Origin of the sequence: Paraburkholderia fynbosensis (assembly GCF_902859935.1) — a bacterium.
Taxonomy (GTDB): domain Bacteria; phylum Pseudomonadota; class Gammaproteobacteria; order Burkholderiales; family Burkholderiaceae; genus Paraburkholderia; species Paraburkholderia fynbosensis.
Genome location: NZ_CADIKI010000037.1, coordinates 23,431 through 41,604, shown reverse-complemented (window position 1 = coordinate 41,604; position 18,174 = coordinate 23,431). Strand labels below are relative to the sequence as shown.

At 60.1% G+C, this 18,174-nt stretch carries 10 protein-coding genes, 6 pseudogenes and 1 other annotated feature; of the genes and pseudogenes, 11 read left to right on the top strand and 5 right to left on the bottom strand.

Annotation, left to right across the window (positions count from 1 at the left end; genetic code table 11):
• Both HV770_RS36215 and HV770_RS36210 read right to left on the bottom strand, forming a co-directional pair.
• A pseudogene (locus tag HV770_RS36215) lies at positions 1-744 on the bottom strand (hypothetical protein); the annotation flags it as partial.
• Positions 745-806: 62 nt separating this feature from the next.
• Positions 807-1,604: a transposase gene (locus HV770_RS36210; protein WP_175166226.1), complete on the bottom strand. Its 798-nt coding sequence runs from the start codon at positions 1,602-1,604 to the stop codon at positions 807-809.
• 1,137 nt (positions 1,605-2,741) lie between these two features.
• Between HV770_RS36210 and HV770_RS36205 the strand changes: the two are divergent.
• From HV770_RS36205 to HV770_RS36190, 4 genes and pseudogenes are all read left to right on the top strand, one after another.
• Positions 2,742-3,972: pseudogene (locus HV770_RS36205) on the top strand (IS3 family transposase).
• Positions 3,020-3,136, top strand: a sequence feature (AL1L pseudoknot). It overlaps the preceding pseudogene by 117 nt.
• Before the next feature lie 569 nt (positions 3,973-4,541).
• Positions 4,542-4,825: pseudogene (locus HV770_RS36200) on the top strand (IS6 family transposase); the annotation flags it as partial.
• 274 nt (positions 4,826-5,099) lie between these two features.
• Positions 5,100-5,459: pseudogene (locus HV770_RS36195) on the top strand (transposase); the annotation flags it as partial.
• 246 nt (positions 5,460-5,705) lie between these two features.
• The gene (locus tag HV770_RS36190) at positions 5,706-6,362 is read left to right on the top strand and encodes a TetR/AcrR family transcriptional regulator (protein ID WP_175166225.1); all 657 of its coding nucleotides are present in this window, start codon (positions 5,706-5,708) and stop codon (positions 6,360-6,362) included.
• 456 nt (positions 6,363-6,818) lie between these two features.
• Here HV770_RS36190 and HV770_RS36185 read toward each other — a convergent pair whose 3' ends face one another.
• Together HV770_RS36185 and HV770_RS36180 are read right to left on the bottom strand one after the other, a co-directional pair.
• The gene (locus HV770_RS36185) at positions 6,819-6,968 is read right to left on the bottom strand and encodes a hypothetical protein (RefSeq protein ID WP_175166224.1); all 150 of its coding nucleotides are present in this window, start codon (positions 6,966-6,968) and stop codon (positions 6,819-6,821) included.
• Between the two features lie 145 nt (positions 6,969-7,113).
• Positions 7,114-7,764 (bottom strand): TetR/AcrR family transcriptional regulator, encoded by a 651-nt coding sequence (locus HV770_RS36180; RefSeq protein WP_175166223.1) that lies wholly within the window; start codon positions 7,762-7,764, stop codon positions 7,114-7,116.
• Positions 7,765-7,840: 76 nt separating this feature from the next.
• Here HV770_RS36180 and HV770_RS36175 point away from each other — a divergent pair, with 76 nt between their 5' ends.
• From HV770_RS36175 to HV770_RS36155, 6 genes and pseudogenes are all read left to right on the top strand, one after another.
• The gene (locus HV770_RS36175) at positions 7,841-9,400 is read left to right on the top strand and encodes an efflux transporter outer membrane subunit (protein WP_217468699.1); all 1,560 of its coding nucleotides are present in this window, start codon (positions 7,841-7,843) and stop codon (positions 9,398-9,400) included.
• A gap of 3 nt (positions 9,401-9,403) precedes the next feature.
• Entirely contained in the window at positions 9,404-10,597 is a 1,194-nt protein-coding gene (locus tag HV770_RS36170; RefSeq protein WP_246291549.1) for an efflux RND transporter periplasmic adaptor subunit, read from the top strand.
• A gap of 12 nt (positions 10,598-10,609) precedes the next feature.
• On the top strand, positions 10,610-13,684 hold the full coding sequence (locus HV770_RS36165) for an efflux RND transporter permease subunit (protein ID WP_175166222.1): 3,075 nt from the start codon (positions 10,610-10,612) through the stop codon (positions 13,682-13,684).
• A gap of 460 nt (positions 13,685-14,144) precedes the next feature.
• A complete protein-coding gene (locus HV770_RS39230; protein WP_343048412.1) occupies positions 14,145-14,456 on the top strand; it encodes a helix-turn-helix domain-containing protein in 312 nt (103 codons plus the stop codon).
• Positions 14,357-15,106: pseudogene (locus HV770_RS36160) on the top strand (substrate binding domain-containing protein). The gene HV770_RS39230 and the pseudogene HV770_RS36160 overlap by 100 nt, the downstream one beginning before the upstream one ends.
• A gap of 13 nt (positions 15,107-15,119) precedes the next feature.
• Positions 15,120-15,584, top strand: a complete 465-nt coding sequence (locus HV770_RS36155) for a paraquat-inducible protein A (protein ID WP_246291547.1) — start codon at positions 15,120-15,122, stop codon at positions 15,582-15,584.
• A 560-nt stretch (positions 15,585-16,144) separates the two neighbouring features.
• On the opposite strand, the gene HV770_RS36150 is transcribed toward HV770_RS36155, so the two are convergent.
• Positions 16,145-16,798 (bottom strand): TetR/AcrR family transcriptional regulator, encoded by a 654-nt coding sequence (locus tag HV770_RS36150; RefSeq protein ID WP_175166220.1) that lies wholly within the window; start codon positions 16,796-16,798, stop codon positions 16,145-16,147.
• 262 nt (positions 16,799-17,060) lie between these two features.
• On the opposite strand from HV770_RS36150, the pseudogene HV770_RS39225 reads away from it, so the two are divergent.
• Positions 17,061-17,234, top strand: a pseudogene (locus HV770_RS39225) (IS6 family transposase); the annotation flags it as partial.
• Positions 17,235-18,174 lie beyond the last annotated feature (940 nt).

Sequence of the window (18,174 nt, the reverse complement as noted above, 5' to 3'; positions counted from 1 at the left end):
GTTCGCGGTCAGACCCAGGTCGGACAGTGTTGCAGCTTGAGTCGCGAGCGGGATCGACGTGTAGATGCCGCCGTAGTTGTAATGCTCATTGACGCCGAAGAACGGGATCGCAGCCGTGCTGGCAGCGGGGCGCGGATCGGCAGACTGCACCCAATTGTTGTTCTGCCAGACCCACCAGTTGTTGCTGGTGTTTTGCGCATACATTTTGCCGGCATACCAGAGCAGCAGCTTGACGTTTGCCGTCGACCCGACTGTCTGGCCCGCCAGATAGACCACGCCCTTCTTCACCGACCAGACTGCACCCGATGAATCGTTGAGCGAGGCGGAAGGCGGAATCGCGGCGCCACTGACCGACGTGCGGGGACGCGGATCGGCAGACTGCGCCCAATTATTGTTCTGCCAGACCCACCAGAGGTTGTTGACGTTCTCCTGATAAATATTGCCGGCATACCAGAGCAGCAGCGTGACTTTCATCGTGAATCCAGCTGCCGTACCCGCCCGGTAGACCACGCCATTCTTGACCGTCCAGACCGCACCCGATGAATCGTTGAGCGAGGTGGAAGGCGGAATCGCGGCGCCACTGACCGACGCCGGGTTCATGGCGACATTGACCACCGCCACCGGGTCGGAGGCAGCGTTCGCAACACTCGCTGCATCACTTCCATCGCCGCTTCCACCACCGCAGGCAGCCAAAATTGGTAGTACTAAATAGGCTGAATGATTACGTAAGATTTGAAGTTTCATGAGAGCCAAAATTGAAGTGTAATGCACGGTCAACGAGTTGGTCACCCGGACCGGACTTTTTGCTACCGGACGCCGCTTTCCACTTCGTCGGCGTCGTCGCTGTTTTCACCGCTTTCCTCATCGATCCATCGCCGCGCCCATTCGAGCGCATATTGCTGTGCTGTCTCGCAGTGTTGGAAGCTCGGACCGATTAGCCCCGAACGGGCGACTCGCCGTTCGGCCCGTACGATCTCGGCCCATCCGCGGAACTGGGCGTTTGCGAGCCGATCGGCGGCAACGTAGATGACATAGCGGTGCGGATCGGATCCGGTTTGCCCTTTCGACGCGAGGCCCATCAACGGCGAGGAAGTCCGATGAATTTGATGGGGTGTCACCGGGGTGCGGAATTCGACGCACTCAGGTATGGCATGCGCAGAATTTCGGGATTGCAGCGCGATTTTCCTGGACTGCCATGTGTCACGCGGTGTCTGCCAGGATGCCTGGTCTTTCCAGATCACCTGGCGTAGATCTTCAGACCGAGTCTGACGGTCACTGGTGCGCGAGGGGACATGGCGGTGTTCCAGCAACAGTTGCGAGCCGCAACGAAAGTTGCGTCCGGTGTTCGAAAGAAGCCGGCACATCTCCGCAAGGGCGCCGCTCGAACGCCACGTCTCGAAGCGGTGCCGGCACGTCGGCGCCGACGGATAGTGGCTCGGGAGCATAGACCAGGATTCGCCGGTCGTCAGTACCCACAGCACGGCATTGGCCACGACGCGAACCTGCGCGCGCGGCCGGCAACGCTGCCGTTGAGGAATGGGGGTGTCCGCCAGGAAGGGCGCGATCAGCAGCCACTCTTCGTCATTGATTTCGTTGAAATGCACGCTGTCCTCCACATACCCATTTCATTGCGCGGGCCCGGGTATCTCCGTTCGCGCTACCAGCCGCTCATCACCCACGTTGACGGGGACGACGGAGCAAGCAGTTCCTCGACACAATCCGATAGCTCGGCAGACTTCCTGAAACGAGCCATCGTTGAAATCGTGCAGATGTTGCCGTCTGAGGTCGCGTAGTGCGGTTCCAAGACGCCGGAGAGTCTCGGGATCGCTGTTCATCAGCGGCCAAGCTCTCAATAGATACGTCAGCGGCACGACGCTTCTCGTTTCGCACCACAGATGGAAGAGGTGTAAGCACATTGCGTTGATATGCTCGATCGAATCTTCTCTCTCAGACAGATGGGGAACCATGGCAACACTCAGATAAAGGACGATCGACGTGCATTCATCGTATGCGACCAGTTTTCGTGTTGCTGTCAGGAGATCAAGAAAATAAGGGGGATTCCATGCTGAATTTCCGGTAAGGGAATCCTTATGGGGGTAGTCGCACTCTTCGTAGTATTGTCGACTTGTTGAAGGGATCGCAGGCGAGAGCGCTTAACATAAGGATCACTAATTTATGCGTCAGTGCGATCCAGTCATGTAGCTGCGGTCGCCGACTACGACGCCGATCATTTCAAGGGTTACCACAGCTGAAAAGCCAGCGACGACGAAACCGGGAAAGCCGGCTCGCGCGCACGCCCAAAACGATATCGGTATAGAATCAAGACAACCCGGCAATGAGTATTTCCGCTAACAAGCCTCTCGGGCTATCTTGCAACTCTCTCTTTCATAGACTCTCGATGTCCCACAATAGACGCCGGCTTTCGGGTCGCGCTTCTTTTGGTCGGCGTAACCTGAGCAAGGCGATGCTGCGCCCAATGACGAGACAGGCGGTCTCCGATATCTCGCTCGTCAATCATCCTGCTCTTGCGGTCTGCCGCAGCGGAAGAGGGAACGCCCACCAGTTACATGAACTGGTCAGGGTCGTCTATCTGACGTACTACTTGCAATGCACAGGCTTCGGTGATGCGCCTCTCCACTTGTACCGGCGTGCGGAGGCTGGACCTAATCAAGCCGCTGACAGGGCGCAAGCTGAACCGCCCCGGATTTTGTGGAGGCTCCAACTCTTGAGAAAATGGAGCCATGAACAAGTCGAACAAATTTTCTGCTGAAGTCCGGGAACGTGCAGTGCGCATGGTTCAGGAGCAACGGGGCGGGTATCCGTCACAGTGGGCAGCGATCGAATCCATCGCCCCCAAGATCGGCTGCACGAGCCGGACATTGTTGGGGTGGGTCAAACGGGATGAAGTCGATAGCGGCGAGCGCGAGGGCGTGAGCACGTCGGAACGCGAACGTCTTAAAGCACTGGAGCGCGAGCTCAAGGAACTGCGCCGCGCCAACGAGATTCTGAAACTGGCGAGTGCGTTTTTCGCCCAGGCGGAGCTCGACCGCCGCCTGAAGTCCTGAAGGCCTTCATCGATCAGCATCGCGACACCTTCGGGGTCGAGCCGATCTGCAAGGTCGTGCGGATTGCCCCGTCGGGCCACCGGCGCCATGCTGCGCAGCTTCGCGATCCGTCGCGCCGCTGTGCTCGTGCTATACGCGATGAACGTCTGCGGCCCAAGATCCAGCGTGTCAGGCAAGCCAACATGCGTGTGTACGGAGCGGATAAAGTCTGGAAGCAGATGAACCGGGAGTGTATCGCGGTGGCTCGCTGCACGGTCGAACGGCTGATGAAGCAACTGGGTTTGCGTGGCGCAATGCGAGGCAAACGTGCTCGCACGACCGTTGCCGATGCGGCGGCCGCTCGCCCGCTGGATCGGGTCGACCGGCAGTTCAGGGCAGACCGGCCAAGCGAGCTTTGGGTTTCTGATTTCACCTATGTCTCGACGTGGCAGGGCTGGCTCTACGTGGCCTTCGTGATCGACGTGTTCGCCCGACGGATAGTCGGTTGGCGCGTCAGTTCGTCGATGACACAGATTTCGTTCTGCATGCACTTGAACAGGCACTTCATGCGCGGCGCCCAGGCGGCAATGGAACGTTGATACATCACTCCGACAGAGGCTCGCAAGGCATTAGCATTCACGATAGCGAGCGATTGGCCGAAGCGGGCATCGAGCCCTCGGTTGGTAGCCGTGGCGACAGTTACGACAACGCACTGGCCGAGACCATCAACGGTTTGTACAAGGCCGAACTGATTCATCGCCGCACCTGGAAAACACGGGAATCCGTCGAGTTGGCAACGCTGGAATGGGTGGCCTGGTTCAATCATCATCGATTGATGGAACCCCTCGGCTACATCTCGCCTGCTGAAGCTGAGGCAAACTACTATCGGCAACTTAAAACATCGGTCGCCGAACCGGCGTTAACTTAAACCAACCAGCCTCCACCAAATCCGGGGCGGTTCAGTGCGTGAACAATTCTTCATGCGATTGTCCTGCGGCTGTCATCCATCATACGAAAATTCGCTCTACTGTAGCAACTTACGCGATGGGTCGCGTAGCCGGAGCTATCACCATGAACCAATACTTTTCTACGACTGTGCTCGCCGCTTTGCTGCGCACCAGTTCCGCACTGCTGTTTGCTGAAGCAATCGCGAACGCCTCGACTCGGTGACGGAAAACATCCACCTTTTCCGAATCATGGCGACGCCCGCCCATCAGGCACGCGGCGTCAAGGATTGTCTACTGGCTTGCCCCGGTGGTGCCCGGCCTGGTGGTTTTATGCCTGACGCGATACTGGCGCGGCACGTCTGCGTCGCGCGATGGGAATTGTCGTGATCTCGCGACGACACCCGCGAGAGGCGCGATCCGTATTTGCTACAAGCGAATCCGCTCCACCGCGTCGAGGCTGGTCTCGTCGTGCCGCCAGTCATAGAGTTGGGCGGGGCTCTGTCGCGCTAAGGCCATCAGGTAAATTGATCGACCCAAATAGACGACCAGAATGGCTATGACGGGCAAGACGCCGCGTAAGACGTTGCCGCAGGGAATCACGAAGGTGCTGAAGCGACTGCATTACCCGGTGGACGTGATCCTGCTATGCGTGCGGTGGTATGTGGCCTGTTCGCTTAGCCTGCGTGATCTTTAGGAGATGACGGCCGAGCGCGCTTTCAGGTCGAGCATTAGAGCTTGCATCGCTGGGTGATCAAGCCCGTACCGTTGTTCGAGAAAGCCTTTCGCAAGCACAAACGGCCGGTTGGCAAGAGCTGGAGGATGGATGAAACCTACGGGTCTTGTCGCAACACGGCGTCCTCGTACGTTGGATCGCTTAGAACGCTTGGAAAATGAATGAAGACACTGGATCCGGCTGTGACTCATTTGCTCAAACGGTTGCACTGTCCGCTGGAAGTGTACCTGACCAGTGTTCGGTCGTGCGTCCCCTTTCCGCTAAGCTGCGTTAGTCTTCGCTATGCTTGGGCCGGCCCCCGCGAAAACCGGACACTGGGTAACACTACTACTATGAGGTAGTCTTCCGCCTATGTTTAAGCCTACAACTAACAAGATGGAACCCGTTGAGGTTCTGACCCAGCCGGAGCGGCGTCGACGCCGCTCGGTTGAAGAGAAACTGGCGATTGTGCGTGAAACCTTCGAACCCGGAGCCACCGTTTCTGGCGTAGCCCGTCGTCATCAGGTGAATGCGAACCAGGTGTTCGCGTGGCGCAAGCGCTATCGGGACGACAGCCTGTACGCAGTAAGTGCAGGTGAGCAGGTGGTGTCGGCATCGGACTTCGCCAAAGCCATGAAGCAGATTCGTGAACTGCAGCGACTGCTGGGCAAAAAGACAATGGAAGTGGAAATCCTCCGCGAAGCAGTGGAGTATGGTCGGGCAAAAAATTGCGCGACCACCATTGCCGCCGGGGGAGGTGACCAATGAAGCCGGTCTGTGAAGTCCCAGAGCTGTCGCGCTCGAATCTCGCACGCCGCCGCTCAATTCCACGAACTGGGAACATAGCTGCTACTTCGCGTAGCGATCACTCTGAGTCCAATGTCACTTGGACCGGACTGTGGGTCAGATGTTCGGCATTGACCGAATCATTTCGAAACCCGTTCTCTGACACCCGCGCCGATTGACGGCAACGCAGATGACGCCTGATCGGTACGCTATGCCATGAAGCGCGAACGCCTGACACACTCCCAGCGCAGAGAACAGACTCGAGAGTTCCTGTTCGAGGCTGCGCGGAGGATCTTCATTGAAAAGGGATTGGCCGCAACAAGCGTGGAGGAAATCGCTAAAGCGGCTGGCTATACGCGCGGCGCGTTCTATTCAAATTTCGGCGGCAAACTGGAACTGCTGATCGAGATACTGCGCCGCGATGGCGAAAGGGCGCTAGCGAAACTTGAGCGCATCACGAACGAGCGTGGCACGCCCGAGGAAATGAAGGAGCGCGCCGTCGCGCACTACAGCAGTTATTTTCTTGAGAACGATTGCTTTCCGCTTTGGGTCGAGGCCAAACTACTGGCGCTCCGAGACACCGGGTTTCAGCAGCGCATGAATGCCATCCGGCAGGAAAAGCTCGAACAGATTAGCGCGTACATCCGTAGGATTTCGGAGTGCGATGGCCGTTCGATCAGGCGCCAGACCGACGCTCTCGCGCTTGGCTTGATGAGCCTGTGCGATGGTGTGCAGTTATTTAGAATGGGCGATCCGCATTTGATGAGTGACAAGATGATGCAAACAGTGCTTACCGGATTCTTTTCATGTGGATTGTGGGCATCGCCGCACGAAATACCTTTGGCCGATCATCTGGCGGGCGTGCCCGACTGAGTCCAGGGACGTTGGAACGCCACCGCTTGGCGTTAGCGGCTCCTTCTGACCGTCGTAGGCGGTGACAGGGATACACAGCAAAGTGGCGTTGTCACATTAAGTGTTCGCGTCGCAGATTAGGCTTGGGCACGCGGGCTCGAGCTCTGCATTAGGCGCTGTTCAGGCGCATGGTGGCGCTGTGAGCAGGGCTTTAAGATGTTTGCGACTCTCGATAACCTGATGACGCTTGTAGCCTGCGCGCATGGCGAGCGATCAATTGGTTCTTGTAGCTGAGGCAGGCCAATCGGGGTAGGCGTTGAGCGCGACGCGCGTATGGGCGTGGCGCGCCGGCCCCGAGTACTGGTCGGTGTCCCAGCGTCACGCGAAACTGTCTGCTCGCCCGCACCGCAGCGCTCGATGTAGTGCTCGCGCACCAACCGGTGATCGACGCAACTGAAGTGCGCCGCAAATTTGTGTTTAATCGGCATGCTCGCGCTCTCCGCACAGGATATCCTGCTCCAGTCGTAGCTGCCGCTGGCTGCTGCGCACCATGTCTTCTTTTACGAACTGCCCAAAATCCTGGCGCGCTTGCACTTCGTCGTATTCGGCGTACTTAAGCTTGTTCATTTGGCGAGCCTTAACAAAAGTGCCGGACACCCTTTAGAAAGCGATACCCATGCCGCTAACCGCAAGCTTCTCCGGCGCAAGCCACGCCGCCAGCGCCGCGGATTTGCCGCCGAGCGCGCGCGTCATGGACCCGTCGAGCGAGACATCATGACGACACGCGTTTTCCCCTTGTCCCGAAAGCTCGTAAAAATACGTCCGTGCCGCGGCGTGTCCGCTCCTTGATTTCCCTATCGGTTGCCCGCTTCACAACTCCGAACAGGATGCGCGCGTGCAGATCACCTGCCCACAGGCTCACCAGGTCGTGGGCCGCCAGCTCCGGCGAGTCGACGATCAGTTCATTGCGCGCCGCGGCCTCGCTGATGATACCGGCTAGTACCGCCACAGTCCGCCCGGGCCCTGCATCGTAAAGGCGTGTCCTTAGCGGTAGGTCTTCGCTTCCGGTCGGCAGCGCGTGCGCCATGCCAGCAACATGGACATTGACGATGATCTTCAGGAATGCGGCGCCGATTGCAGACAGCCGTTCCCGTAAAGGTAAATTTTCGGAACTCGCGGGCGGCAGTACCCGGAGCATCCGGTCCGAAACGTCACTCACGACGGCCTCGAATAATGCTTCCTTGTCTGAGAAATGGCTGTAGACCGTCATCTTTGACACCCCCGCCTCTGCGGCGACGGCCTCCATGGTCACAGTGTCGTAGCGCTGCCCGGAGAACCGCCTCGTTGCCGCTTCCACGATGGACGTGTGCTTGGCGGCATCTTTCGGCCGACCGATGCGGCTCTCGGACGAACATTTATGCACGTAATATTTCCTCTTTGCATTTTATGTACTTTCCGGTCTACTATATCAGTTGCTGTACTTATGGGTATAGAAACACATGCGCACGCCAAAGACTACCAAAAAGATTCATCCGAAGTACAACTGCCGCGCACCGACAGCACAGGGGCGAGCCGCTCCGCTTGCGTCCCTGTCACTGGTCGTAGTTCTGGCATTCGAGACTATGCTCGCGGGTTGCACGGTCGGACCGAATTACGCCGCTCCGTCCGCGCCCAATGTGTCCAGGTTTACGGAGAAGCCAGTTCCCTCGCGCACTGTCTCCACCGACACGACCGCGGGCAACACGCAAACCCTCGTCGAGGGGCGTGACATCCAGGGTGACTGGTGGGCGCTGTTCCATTCGCCGCAGATCAACGCGCTGGTCGAGCGCGCGCTCAAGGCCAATCCCACGCTTGCTGCCGCTCAGGCGACGTTGCGCGAGGCGCGCGAGAATACGCGTGCGGAGCAGGGCAGTTTTTTCCCGCAGATCAGCGCGAGCACATCGGCCGAACGCGAGCGCACCATGCTGGTGAGCCCGGTGCCGCAGACATACAGCCTCATAAGCGGATCGCTCAGCGTGTCGTACACGCTCGATGCATTCGGCGGCATTCGCCGGCAAGTCGAGCAACTGAATGCCCAAGCCGAGTATGAGCGCTACGAACTGGAGGCGACCGAACTGACGCTGATCGCGAACGTCGTCAATGCGGCCATCAACGAGGCTTCGTTGCAGGCGCAGATTGATACGACGCACGAGATCATCCGCGCGTATACTGCCGCGCTCGACGTTACGCGACGCCGCTTCGACGCCGGTGGCGTAAGCCAGGTGGACGTGCTGCAGCAGCAGTCGCTGCTGGATGCGCAGATCGCCACGCTGCCCGGTTTGCAGAAGCAGCTCGAGCAGCAGCGCAATCAATTGGCGGTGTACCTGGGCGGCCTGCCGACCGACTACACCGGGTCTACGCTGGATCTCGCCGGCCTCGTGCTGCCAGAGGAACTGCCGGTGTCGCTGCCGTCGAGTCTGGTTGCGCAGCGCCCCGACATCCAGGCGTACGGCGCCTTGCTGCATTCGGCGACGGCGAACGTCGGCATCGCGGTGGCAAACATGTTGCCGCAGATTTCGCTGACCGGCAGTTATGGACGCGAGGGCAGCAACTACTCAAACCTTTTCAATCCCGCAGGCATTGTATGGAGCCTCGCGGCTAGCCTCACCCAGCCGGTCTTCGAGGGCGGCAAACTCAAGGCGGAGAAGCGCGCCGCCGATGCTGCGGTCGATGTCGCCGCCGCGCAATACAGCAGCACGGTCAACTCGGCGTTTCAGGACGTGGCCAATGCGCTCGTCGCCATTCATCGGGACGCCGAAACGCTTGCTGCGAACCTCGAGACGCAGAAAACGGCTGCTGCGAGCCTCAGGGTCGCTCAGGCGCAATACCGCGCGGGCGGCGGCACTTACCTCAATGTGCTGAGCGCCGAGCAATCCGATCAGAGCGCGCGCCTGAACCTGATTTCCTCTCAAGCCACTCGCTACACCGATACCGTCGCGCTCTTCCAGGCGCTGGGCGGTGGCTGGTGGCATCGAAGCGATGTCGATCCCAAAGTTGCGCAATGTTGCGGAGCATTTTAAATCATGACCACTGTTACCTCGCTTGAGGATACCGCCAATACCCCGCCTAAACGGCAGCGGCCGCCTAGAACCGTGCTTCGCCTGTTTCTGATGCTTCTGGTGGTGGGACTGCTTGCCGCCGCGCTGATTGGTTTCCACCTGTTCAAGGGACACATCCTGAAGCAGGTCACGACCGGCATCCAGTCACAACAGGCGACCGTGTCGACCACATCCGCTGTCTTCCAGCCGTGGCAGCCGACGCTCACGGCCGTCGGATCGCTGCGGGCGTCGACGGGTGCGGACCTTTCGCTGGAAACAAGCGGCGTGGTCGATGAAATCGACTTCGAGTCCGGCCGCGACGTCAAGCAAGGGACCGTGCTGCTCCGCCTGCGTCCGAACGACGATCCCGCCAAGCTCGCGCAACTGCAGGCCACTGCCGATCTGGACGAGATCACCTACAAGCGCGACCTGGAGCAACTTGCGGCGCAGGGCGTGGCGCAATCGACCGTGGATACAGATGTCGGCAACCTGAAGGCGGCGCACGCGCAAGTCGCGGCGCAACAGGCGCTGATGAGCGAGAAGGTCGTCCGCGCGCCGTTTTCGGGACGTCTGGGCGTGCGTCAGGTCGATGTGGGTCAATACCTGGCGGCCGGCACGACGGTTGTCACGTTGCAGGCACTCGACCCGATGTTGCTCGACTTCTATCTGCCGCAGCAGGTGCGTGGGCAGATCAGCGTCGGACAGACCGTATCGGTGAGCGTTGATGCGTATCCCGGCAAGACGTTCACCGGCACGGTGACGTCGATGAATTCGAAGGTCGACACCTCGAGCCGCATGCTGCAGATACGCGCGTCGTTTGCGAACCCCGACGGTGCGCTGCTGCCTGGCATGTTCGCCACCGCCAGCGTGGCGAGCGGCGCGGAGCAATCGCTCGTGACGATTCCGCAGACAGCGGTGACGTACAACCCATATGGCAGCCTCGTCTACGTGGTCCACGAGGGCAAGGACGCGCAGGGCAGGCCGCAGGCAAGTGTCCACCAGCAGTTCGTGACGACCGGCGCGACGCGCGGCGATCAGGCCAGCATCCTGAAGGGACTGAAGGCCGGCGACGTGGTGGTGACGGCGGGGCAACTCAAGCTGCACAACGACGCATTAGTGCAGATCGATAACAGCGTGAAGCTGCCCAACGACGCCGCGCCCGTCCCGCAAGATCACTGAACAGGACGGCTCATGAAATTTACCGACATCTTTATCCGCCGGCCTGTACTCGCGTGCGTGGTCAGCCTGATGATCCTTGTGCTCGGCTACAAGGCGTTCACCTCGCTGTCCGTTCTCGAGTACCCGAAAACCGAAAACGCCGTGGTGACCGTGACCACGACGTACTACGGTGCCGACCCGCAGACCGTGGAGGGTTTTGTCACCACGCCGCTGGAAAACGCCATCGCGCAGGCGAACGGGATCGATTACCTGTCGTCGAAGAGCATCGCCGGCACCAGCACGATCACCGCGAACCTCGTGCTCAACTTCGACCCTGACAAAGCGGTCACCGAGATCAACGCCAAGATCAACTCGGTGCTCAACCAGTTGCCGAGCGGCGTGCAGCAGCCGGCCATCACGGTCGCGATCGGACAGTCGCTGGACGCGTTGATTATCGGCTTTTCGAGCGATGAACTCACGCCCAACCAGATCACCGACTACCTCGTGCGCAACGTGCAGCCGCGTCTGCAGGCAGTGCAAGGCGTGCAGACGGCCGAACTGCTCGGACCGCAGTATTTTGCGCTGCGCGCGTGGCTCGATCCGCAGAAGCTCGCGGAGTACGGCCTTACCGCGACCGATGTCACCAACGCGCTTTCCTCGAACAACGTGATCGCAGGACTGGGAACCACCAAAGGGCAGATGGTGCAGTTCAACCTCACCGCATCGACGGATCTGCATTCGGCGCAGCAGTTCCGCGATCTCGTGATCAAGCAGGTCAATGGCGGCATCATCAGGCTGAAGGATGTGGCCAACGTCACGCTCGGCTCGGAAGACTATGAATCCGGCGTGTCGTATAACGGCCAGAAGGGCGTGTACGTGGGGATCCAGACGGTGCCGGGGGCGAGCCTGCTCGATGTGATCAAGGGCGTGAAGGCTGTGTTGCCCGACATTCAGAAGGCACTGCCGGCGGGGTTGCACGGCTCGGTCATCTACGACTCCACGGTATTCGTTGACAGTTCGATTCATGAGGTCAAGAACTCGTTGATCGAGACGGTGGTGATCGTCACGCTGGTGGTGTTTGCCTTCCTCGGCGCGCCGCGCTCCGTGCTGATTCCGGTCATCGCGATTCCGTTGTCACTGGTGGGCACCTTCGGCGTGATGCTCGCGCTAGGGTTCTCGATCAACCTGCTGACCTTGCTCGCGCTAGTACTGGCGATCGGGCTGGTGGTCGATGACGCGATCATTGTGGTCGAGAGCGTGAGCCTTCATCTCGAAAAGGGCATGCGGCCACGCGATGCCGCGATCAAGGCCGCGCGCGAGCTCGCCAGCCCGATCATCGCAATGACCATCGTCCTGATCGCCGTCTATGTGCCGATCGGTTTTCAAGGTGGACTGACCGGCGCATTATTCACCGAGTTCGCGTTCACGCTGGTTGGCGCGGTGACCATGTCCGCGGTCATTTCTCTGACGCTGTCGCCTATGATGTGCGGCCAGTTCTTGAAGCCGCACGATCAGGGCGGCCGTTTTGTCACGCGCATTGTCGAGACGATCGATCATGTTTTCGGTTCACTGCGGCGTGGCTATGAACGGCTGCTGCGCAACAGTTTGCGGACGGTCCCGGTGACGCTACTGTTCACGGGGCTGGTAATTGCCAGCATCTATTTCCTCTACACAAGTGCCGACAGCGAACTCGCACCGCAAGAGGATCAAGGGGTCGTCATTCTGCAGCCGACTTCCGCGCCGGACGCGACGCTGCAGCAAAAGGAGGCGTTCGGCCGTCAGGTCGCCGACATCATGGCCAAGGTCCCCGAGGCCGCGCAGACGTTCCAGGTTGAGAGCCCGTCGCAGTCGATTGCCGGTGTGACGTTCAAGCCGTGGGATCAGCGTCATCGCACTGCGACCGATATCCAGCGCGATCTGCAGAACCAGTTCAACAAGGTGGCAGGTCAGAAGGTCGTCGCGTTTCAGCCTCCTCCGCTGCCCGGTTCGCAAGGCTTGCCGATCCAGTTCGTGCTCAAGTCGACGCAGCCGCTGGATAGGCTGAATGTAGAGGCTCAGAAATTCCTTTCGGACGCAGCCGCCAGTGGGATGTTCCTATTTATCGATAGCGACCTCAAGGTCGACCAGCCGCAGAAAGTGTTCGATATCGACCGCGACAAGGCCTCACAACTCGGCTTGACGATGCAGCAGGTCGGCACGGCGCTGGGTGGTCTGTTGGGGGGCGGTTATACGAATTACTTCAGTCTCGATTCGCGCTCGTACCAGGTCATTGCCCAAGTGCAGCAGCGCTCGCGCCTGACGCTCGACCAGGTCATGAATTACCAGATCGCGACTGTGAATAACGTGCCCGTGCCGTTATCGTCGATCGCCCATGTGCGGACCGAAACTGTGCCTGAAACCATCAATCACTTCCAGCAGGTGAACTCGGCGACGATCTCAGGCGTGCCCGCGCTCGGCGTTTCGCAGGACGCCGCGCTCAGGTCGCTGCAGGCGCTTGCGGCGCGTACGCTGCCGGCGGACGTGTCGATCGACTATTCCGGCCCTTTGCGTCAACTCGTGCAGGAATCGAGCGGCTTTGTGGGCACCTTTGTTCTTGCGCTGATCATCATCTACCTGAGTCTCGCGGCGTTGTTCGAGAGCTTCCGCGACCCGTTGGTGATCCTTGTTTCGATCCCGATGTCGGTAGCGGGTGCGCTCGTGTTCATCAGCCTTGGGCTGGGAGGGGCGTCGCTGAATATCTACACGGAGGTCGGGCTGGTGACACTGATGGGGCTGATCAGCAAGCACGGCATTCTGATTGTGGAAGTCGCGAATGCGGCGCAGCACGAGGGCATGTCGAAACTCGAAGCCATCGTCCATGCGGCGGGGATCCGCTTGCGGCCGATCCTGATGACTACCGCGGCGATGGTGCTCGGCGTCGTGCCATTGATCCTGTCCTCAGGTGCGGGGGCAGCGTCGCGCTTCAACATGGGCTTGGTGATCGGCAGCGGGTTGGCGATAGGTACGTTGTTTACGCTGTTCGTGTTGCCGGCGGTTTATCTCACGCTCGCTGCTCGACACGCGCAGCAGATGACCGAGTCAAGGGCGCAGACGGCGGAGATGGTTTAGCCTCTGCTCGATCTCGGTGGTGAAGCGGCCGCTTATGAGACGCCTACCGCCCGATGCGAACGCATCTGGCGGGGGAGCGCTCACCGTCCACCAACACAAGGGTTTGTTTCTCGCTCATGCCGCGCAGGGCGATACACGTCAGCGCGTCCCGTCTTGAACGCAGGTAAGCGCGGTGCGAAGGCGCCATCGTAACGAAGGAGCCATGCAATGGAAGACGCCACGGGAGTGGCCGTTGTACCGACGGGCGCGACGTCGCCGGGGAGGGCGAGGCATTCTGGCGCGACATGGCCGGGGCATGCACGCGAAGCGGACTTGGGGTTCGACGTCTCTGTGGTGAGCAGGGGCCCGCCGTTAGTACTTTCGTTTATGGCGCAAGAAGGGTATTGGTCACCATTCCAAAAAAATCGAACCTTCCGGTCGATCGCCGACGTATCAGCCGATACTTGATCAGACATTCCTTATGGACCACCTCGAAACGCTGCGAACCTTTTGTACCGTCGTCGAAATGCAGAGCTTCACGCACGCCGCGAATGCGTTGGGCATCTCAAAGACAGTCGTCTCGCGCGCGATAACGGGGCTCGAAACCAGGCTCGGTGTGCGTCTTTTTCAGCGCACGACCCGACACCTCGCACTCACCGAATCCGGGGGGAGTTCTACGCCGGCTGCTCCCGCGTGGTTGCCGAACTGGACCAGCTCGAAGCCGGCACCGGCGAGCGCGCACGGGAGCCTGCGGGGGTACTGCGGCTCGTCGCCCACACCACCGCGGCGCTGATAGAACTGCCACCGCTGATCGCCGGGTTCCGTGTCCGGTATCCGGCCGTGCAGCTCGAGTTGACGCTGGCGGAGCGGCCAGTCGATCTGATCAAGGAAGCCTTCGATCTCGGCATCGTGCTGCCGTTCATGCTCACAAGCGAGCTCACGATAACCCGTTCGTTGTGCCGCCTGCCCCTCGCCGTGGTGGGCTCCGCCAGCTATCTGCAGGGGCGCCAGCTACCGCAAAGGCCCAACGATCTCGCTGCATTCCGCTTCGTCACAATGCTGGCATCGATCACCGAACCACAGTTACAGTTCCGGCGCGGTTAGGAAGAGATTGCCGTGTCACTGGAACACGACGTGTCGACCAACAGCGCCGCGTTGAACAAGGAACTGGTGATGAGCGGTGCTGGTCTCGGCGCGTTGCCTCTTACGATGATCGGCAACGAGCTGAACGATGGCCGGCTGATACAACTGCTGCCCGACTTCGAGCTCATGAGCGGGGACGCCGAACTCAGGCTCGCCTATCGGGACCGGAGCCTGATGACCGCGAAGGTCCGGGCGTTCATCGACTATGCGACGTCGTACTTCGACGCGCGCGCGGCTCAGGTGGGCCACGCACAGCAGCGGCCGAAGATGGTGGCCGCCAGCAGCGGCAGGCCGTCATGATTGCTGGATGCTCATGCGAACGGTCCCTGCTCTCGTCGTCTGCGAGCATTGTGACGGCGTGTACCGCCGCCGCGCGCCGGGCATGCGCGAGATGGCGCGCCGCGCGCAATGTTCGGCCGTCCTGTATCTCGCGAGCCAGCTTGATGTTGATCGGTGGCTGGTGCTAACCGTCGCCGCAGCCATCGTCTTCGTGATCGCCAATGTCTGCCCGGTGATTCGGATCTCCCTGCAGGGCCTGCACAGCGAGACGACGCTCTGGCAGTCCGCGGCAGTGCTGGCGCACGGCGCGGTTGCACCGATTGCGCTCGCCACTGCGGTGATGATCGTCGTGGCGCCGCTTCTCCAGATCGCGCTGCTCGGCTGGGTGCTGGCATTTGCCCGCGCCGGTTTGTCAGGTAGCGCCTCCCCGACAATCGCGGCCCGGAGTCTTTCATCCTTCGCGACGGCGCGAAGGATTTGTCGCGCAAGCCGACGTTGAAAGCTCCGGCCTGTTTTCCGGCTGCCGAGGACGTGGTAGTGTGCCTGACGTCGGAAACGCCGGAATCGTTGGCCTGACCGCCCACCGACAGCAACAACACGTCGAAGGGACCGTGCTGGCTTCGAACATGAATTCGCCTTGGGGCGTTCCGATCTCGTCGAGCAGCACTTCTTTGCGGGCACGATCCAGTCACAGGTGCGGCCTGGCTGCCAGGCAAACTGGTGTGTGCTCGCGCGAGCGAGATAACCGAACTGCTGCTGCGACACATCACGCATGCCTACCGCGATCGTATTGAGCACCGGTTTCCGGATATGGGTTTGACTGCTGTCCATCTCGGTGACGCGCTTTGTCTCAACGCACGTAAATGGCTGCCCGCCTTGTCGCGAGCGGGATCCGGCCAACTCCACCGCCGACAATGACAGTACGGATTGGGTGAGACATAACGGTTCCTGATCGAACGAGGTACGCCGGCCTCCGAATGGACGACCGATGTACACAATCAATGAGCCTGCGAGTACCCGCCGTCGAGCGCGTGCGCCATGGACCCGTCGAGCGAGCCATCATGACGGCTCGCGCTTTCCCGTTTTCCCGAAAGCTCGTAAAAATACGTCCGTACCGCGGCGTGCCCGCTTCTTGATTTCCCTATCGGTTGCCGGCTTCACAACTCCGAAGGCGATGCGCGCCTGCAGATCCCCTGCCCATAGGCTCATCAGATCTTGGGCGGCCAGCTCCGACGAGTCGACGATGAGTTCGTCGCGCGCCGCAGCCTCGCTTATGATGCCTGCCAGTACCGTCCGGGTGCGTCCCGGTCCTGCATTGTAAAAGCGTGTCTTTAACGATAGGTCGTCGTGCAACACGGTCGGCAGCGCGTGCGCCATGCCAGCAACGTGGATATTGACGATGATTCTCAGGAATGAGGCGCCTATTGTAGACAGCCGTTCCCGTAAGGGTAGATTTTCGGCACCCGTCGGCGGCAGTCCCCCGAGCATCCGGTCCGAAACATCATGCACGACCGCTTCGAATAACGCTTCCTTGTCCGAGAAATGGTTATAGACCGTCATCTTTGACACTCCCGCCTCTGCAGCGACGGCCTCCATGGTCACGGTGTCGTAGCGCTGGCTGACGAACAGCCTGGTTGCTGCTTCCACAATGGAGGTGTGCTTGGCGGCATCTTTCGGCCGACCGAGGCGGCTCTCGGACGAACATTTTTGCACGTAATATTTCCTCTTTGCAATTTATGTACTTTACAGTCTATTATATCAGTTGCTGTACTTATGGGTATAGAAAAATGTGTGCACGTCAAAGAGCACCAAAAACAGATCTTGTCGCAACAGGGCGTCCTGCTACGCTGGATCCCTTATTCCTCATCGACCGAATTATTTCGAAACAGATGGCGCCTGACGGGGTACGCTATGCCATGAAGCGCGAACGCTTAACACGACGTCCACTTGAAGGCCGCGCTGGCTAGAATGGGGGATGAAGAAGAACCCCTCGCCGTATCACGGCTTCCGGTTTCGAGCCGCAGTTATCAGTTGCTCGATACGCTGTTACCACCGTTTCAACCTGAGCCTGCGCGACGTCGAGGAGTTGCTGCTCGAGCGCGGCGTCGTGGCCAGCTACGAGTCGGTGCGCAACTGGTCCGACCGGTTCGGCAGCTCGGCTGTACCCTGTCGGCGCATGCCGAGACGAAAGATGATGTCTCGGAAGCGCTCCCTGACAGCGCTGGACGAACAATGGTTCAGTGGTAGATCCGTGGCTACTGCAACAGCGTTTTCCGCTACTGGCTGCTCAGGCGCCGGCGATATGTCCACATCGGAGCAACGCGGGACTTGCAGGCACGCCGGGCTCCCCGTTCCGTCACGACAACGGTATGTGGCGCGTGTTCCGCTAGACCCCGATAGTCAACGTGGGTGTTTCAAGAAGTGCGGTGCACCCCACCCCACAGCGAGGCTGCGGAGGAGTAGCCATTACAGCCGCGTCCTCCTCATTGCCGTCGTAAGAAGCGACGACCTTGTCGCCCACTCTGATGATTGCCGCGGTACCGCCGCTCGCCGCCTCATTCCTGTAGGTGATGCCGGACCGGAGAAGCGCACTGTTCGCGAGATCGCAGAGCGTGTGGAGCTTCGACGCTTTGGAGTGCATTGAATTGCGTCGAGCATTCGTCTCGATCCAGTCGCGCTACGCGCTCCTTCCAGCGCCTATGGCGCAATCGCCTTCTATCAGCTTTCTTCAAGCAACCACTCCCGTTTGGGTCACACGCTTTACCGGAAATCTGTGTCCGAAAAACGGAGGCGCCGCAAATCTTGAAGTACTTCGGCGAGTCTACGAGGTCAAGCTCGGCGACATTGATGCTGCCGCGTACGGAACACTTCGTTGTGTCGCAGCCGCGGGCATCGTTCCCATCGACGATGGCGAGGATCGCAGATCATAGTCCCGACGGGGACACGCAGGAGGCGCTGGCGCGTTCTCGATGCGATGGTGCTCGGGGGTCATGGCAGGCAAATGGGGCGGCGCAACGCTGGCTTCCTGTTTGGGCCGGCGAAATTCTCTCATGTCGATCGGTGCCGTGTTCGCGCTCGGCTCGGTGAAG